This window comes from Roseibium sp. (genome assembly GCF_025698965.1).
Lineage (GTDB): Bacteria > Pseudomonadota > Alphaproteobacteria > Rhizobiales > Stappiaceae > Roseibium.
Window position 1 is genome coordinate 1 of record NZ_JAILWL010000496.1, and the last position, 4672, is coordinate 4672.

At 54.3% G+C, this 4672-nt stretch carries 4 protein-coding genes and 1 tRNA gene; 4 read left to right on the forward strand and 1 reads right to left on the reverse strand.

Annotated elements, in window-relative coordinates:
* Window positions 1–1433: endopeptidase La (lon, locus tag K5905_RS27915; RefSeq protein WP_297590469.1), on the forward strand; the 1433-nt coding region annotated here is incomplete at its 5' end.
* Window positions 1434–1621: 188 nt separating this feature from the next.
* On the forward strand, window positions 1622–1897 hold the full coding sequence (locus tag K5905_RS27920; RefSeq protein WP_297590473.1) for an HU family DNA-binding protein: 276 nt from the start codon (window positions 1622–1624) through the stop codon (window positions 1895–1897).
* Window positions 1898–2034: 137 nt separating this feature from the next.
* On the opposite strand, the gene K5905_RS27925 is transcribed toward K5905_RS27920, so the two are convergent.
* Window positions 2035–3396 carry an FAD-dependent oxidoreductase gene (locus K5905_RS27925; RefSeq protein ID WP_297590476.1) on the reverse strand — a complete coding sequence of 454 codons (1362 nt, stop codon included), beginning with the start codon at window positions 3394–3396 and terminating at the stop codon, window positions 2035–2037.
* Between the two features lie 166 nt (window positions 3397–3562).
* Here K5905_RS27925 and K5905_RS27930 point away from each other — a divergent pair.
* A tRNA-Val gene (locus K5905_RS27930) sits at window positions 3563–3638 on the forward strand.
* A 385-nt stretch (window positions 3639–4023) separates the two neighbouring features.
* Window positions 4024–4672: Na/Pi symporter (locus K5905_RS27935; RefSeq protein WP_297590478.1), on the forward strand; the 649-nt coding region annotated here is incomplete at its 3' end.

A 4672-nucleotide genomic window follows, 5' to 3' on the forward strand; every position in this document is an offset into this window, starting at 1 on the left:
TCGACAAGGTCAAGGAACGGATCGTCGAATATCTGGCGGTTCAGAGCCGGGCCAACAAATTGAGAGGACCGATTCTCTGCCTCGTCGGACCTCCTGGCGTCGGTAAGACGTCGCTTGGCAAGTCCATCGCCAAGGCAACGGGCCGCGAATTCGTCCGTATGTCCCTCGGTGGCGTGCGTGATGAGGCGGAAATCCGCGGTCACCGCCGCACTTACATCGGTTCGATGCCCGGCAAGGTCATCCAGTCGATGAAAAAGGCGAAGAAATCCAACCCGCTCTTTCTGCTCGACGAGATCGACAAGATGGGCATGGATTTCCGCGGCGATCCGTCGTCCGCTCTGCTCGAGGTGCTTGATCCGGAACAGAACTCCTCCTTCATGGATCATTACCTGGAGGTCGAATACGATCTTTCAGACGTAATGTTCGTGACGACAGCCAATACGCTGAATATTCCAGGTCCTTTGATGGACCGTATGGAAGTCATCCGGATTGCCGGCTACACGGAAGAGGAGAAAGTGGAAATCTGCCGCCGTCACCTCCTTCCGAAAGCGGAAAAAGATCATGGACTGCGCGAAGGCGAGTTCACGATCGAGGATGACGCGCTGCAATTCATCGTTCGCCGCTACACCCGTGAAGCCGGTGTGCGAAACCTTGAACGCGAGATGGCGACCCTGGCCCGTAAATCGGTCAAGGAAATCCTGATGAGTGACAAGGAAAGCATCACGGTGACGCCTGAGGTGGTCGAGGAATATCTCGGCGTGCCTCGCTATCGCTACGGTGAAGCCGAATTGGAAGATCAGGTAGGCGTTGTCACAGGTCTCGCATGGACCGAGGTCGGCGGTGAACTGCTCACCATCGAAGGCGTGATGATGCCGGGTAAAGGCAAGATGACCGTGACCGGCAACCTGAAGGATGTGATGAAGGAGTCGATTTCTGCGGCTGCTTCCTACGTTCGCTCTCGTGCCGTCGATTTCGGCATCGAACCGCCGAAATTCGACAAGACCGACATCCACGTGCACGTGCCGGAAGGTGCGACGCCAAAGGATGGACCGTCTGCGGGTATCGCCATGGCGACGGCTGTTATCTCGACCATGACCGGAATTCCGGTTCGTCGGGATGTGGCCATGACCGGCGAGATCACGTTGCGCGGTCGGGTTCTGCCGATCGGTGGCTTGAAGGAAAAATTGCTGGCTGCCCTGCGCGGTGGAATCAAGCTGGTAATGATTCCCGAGGACAACGCCAAGGACCTTGCCGACATTCCGGACTCGGTGAAAAACTCACTCGAGATTATCCCGGTCTCCGGTATGGAAGAGGTCTTGAAACACGCTCTTGTGCGTTTGCCGGATGCGATCGAGTGGGATGAAAATGCCGCCGAAGCAGCTGCGAAAGCGAGTGAATCGGAAAAAGACACATCCGGCGTTTTGGCCCACTAAAGGCCAATTTGCAGTGCACAAAACGTCAAGCCCCGGGTTCTCCGGGGCTTTTCCTTTGAATAATCGGGCAAAACGGCTGTTTTCTGCGAAAAAACCACTTGCGTTTCATTTCATTTCGCCCGAATTTCGCGTCAACGGCGCTGACAGGAATCGTCGGCACTCTGCCGTTTCTTAGAAAGGTATCTGCTATGAATAAGAACGATCTGATCGCAGCTGTTGCAGAAAAGACCGGCCTGACAAAGGCGCAGGCAGGCGAAGCAGTTGACGCTACTTTTGATGCAGTCACTCAGACGCTGAAAAGCGGCGACGAAGTCCGCATCATCGGTTTTGGTAACTTCACGGTTTCCGAACGTGCAGCCACCGAAGGCCGTAACCCGCGGACTGGCGAAACGATCCAGATCCCGGCTTCTAAGACGCCGAAGTTCAAGGCCGGTAAAGGCCTGAAGGACGCTGTGAACGGCTAACCGTTCAAAGACAGATTGTCTTGAAAGACCCCGTGCCCGGGAAACCTGGCACGGGGTCTTTTTTTGATCAATATCTTCCGCCCAGAAGGAAAGGACTGCCGGCCTGCCTGGCTCCCGCAGTTTCTGCTCATCGGCCATCACTTTGTTCTGGAGAGCAGATCTTCCGCTGCCTTGAGGCCGCTTTGATAGGCGCCATGGACCGTGGAAGGGTTGTCCAGACTTGTGGCTTCGCCCGCAAAGAAGATCGTGCCTTTCAGCGGTGCGGCAAGTGAAATGCGCTCGGCGGTGTCTGCTCCGACGGGCAGATATGAATACGAGCCACGTGCAAAGGCATCAGACTGCCAGGCGGAAGAGCGTGAGGCCGTCGGTGCTGGAATGTCGATGCCAAACATGGACTGTAGGGCTTTATGCGCGCGCTCTCTCCGGTCCGGTTCGCTTAGTCCTTCAAGCTCTTTGCCGAATTTACCTGCATTCAGCGCGCATAGAACCGGTTGTCCGGTAGACGGATAAAGGTTGGCCCAATAGGCAAACTCTTTTGATGATTTCGAGATGCGATTGAAATTCAATATGTCCGTTCGGCAGAATTCGATCGGGTAAGCCAGAAAGATCTTGTTCAGTACTCCCATTCCAAGCAGCTCAATCGCTCGCCGTTTTTCAGCGGGAAGGGGTGGGTCGAATGCAGGAGTGCCCGTTTTCAAAACACCAAGAGGCAGGGTACAGATCGCAAAGTCTGCATCGAATGCAACACCACCAGCTTGCACAGAAATCCCCCTTACCGAATAGTTGATTGTATCAACTTTGGTGCCGAGGCGAATGTCGAGGCCGGCTGCGAGATTTGATGCAATCCGGTCGTATCCTTCCGGGAGCACCGCATCCGCTCCGTCGAAGCCAACCCCTTCAAATGCACCGTTGAGCGAGAGGCTTTCAGCCTCTGCAGCATATTCCAGCTCGACCAGACTTGCCGTCAAAAAAGCGATTTCTTTTGAGGTCAATTGCGAGCCGAGGTGTTTTCTGCTGACAGTTTCTATGGCTTCGGCCACGGAAACGGAGCTGGAATTCGCCCGGTTATTGTACGCGACGTCCAGAAGTGCCGCCGCCAGTTCATCAAACCGGTTCAGCGCCCTGGCTTTAAAACCGAGCAAATCGAAGGTCAATTCATTGTCGTAGTCCCATTTGTAGAGCGGTTGTGAGAACCGTTTGGCGAGTTTGGTAATCGGATTGCCACGGATTCCGTGTATCCAGCTTGCACCGAGATCGAGCGGCGCGCCGAGGCTACGATCGGTCCAAAGACGACCTCCAATGCGTTCCCGGCCTTCGAGGAGCGTGACACGAAGGCCATGTATTGAAAGTTTTTCTGCCGCAGCAAGACCTGAAATGCCGGCACCTATCACGATGACCTTTGGTGCGCTCGCCGATGCAGGTACCGATTTAAGGTATGGCCCCATGAGGCCAAGTGCAGAAAGGCCTGTACTCAGAAAAGACCGGCGGCTGATCGGCATATGCAAGGATCCTCGGGTTTTACAGTGAGCGGCGGGTTATTGTCTCTTGTGAAAATTTCTGTGTGTTAAGCGTCATCCACAGGCTGATTTTCTGAGAAATAAATTTCTTTAAATTTGCTCTTGCCAAGCGGAATGGGACCTCCTAAAAGGCGTCTCACCTCGTTGAGGGCGATTAGCTCAGTTGGTAGAGCGCTTCGTTTACACCGAAGATGTCGGGAGTTCGAGTCTCTCATCGCCCACCATTCTCTCCCAAAATTTTGTCTTGGTGACTGGTGCTGCGTGTCGCAACGAGTGCTTCCGGAGTTTCTGCTGATTCTCGATCAGCACCGGAATTCTTCTGGCCGTGGATGTTCCCCTGGTCGTCCTAGGGGCGTTTTGCCCGAATAAATCACTGACGAAAAAATTTATTCGGCCGTCGGTCGTTCGCACTTCCCATTGTGGCTTCAAGGACTTGGCTGCAGTTGCGTCACCGCGATTACGAAAATATGAGCACTGAGTGCACTTTTTTGCTTGTTTTTTGCCGTGTTTGGTTTTTATAAATTTGCCCGGCTAATAAAAATAATATCGAAGAATTAGAAGTTTAAATAGATGGCAATAGTCGTTTTGATAAAAATGCTCGGAGCGGTCATGCTGCTCCTCTATGCAGTTCGAATGGTCCGGACCGGATTTGAGCGGGCATCCGGTCCTGCTCTCCGGCGAACGATCAGCAAAGCAGCGTCAGGTCGCGTGACCGGAGCTTTGTCCGGTATGCTGGTGGCTATCTTGCTGCAAAGCGCGACTGCCGTAGCCGTTCTTGCTGCCGGGTTTGCAACATCGGGTATTCTTTCAACAGCCGCAGGGCTCGCAGTGCTGCTCGGTGCGGATCTGGGGTCTTCGCTGGTTGTTCAGTTTCTGGTGTTTGACCTGAGTTGGCTGGTGCCGCTGTTGCTGGCGGTCGGGGCGTGGTTGTTCCTGAAACTTGATTCCCGCGTCATGAAGCAGGCCGGTCGAATTCTGATCGGCATCGCACTTGTTCTGATCTCGCTCCAGATGATCGGAGAATCAACGACCCCGTTAAAAGAAGCTCAGTTCATGCCGCATATTGCCGGCTATCTGGCTGGTGACGCGTTAACGGCGTTGGTTCTTGGAGCTGTTCTCGCTTTCCTGATCCACTCCAGTGTTGCTGCCGTGCTGATGATTGCCGCATTTGTCCAAAATGCCGGACTTCCCTTGGAAGCGGCGGTGCCGCTGGTGCTGGGGGCAAATATCGGGGCAGGAGTGGTGGCCGTGTGGCTGA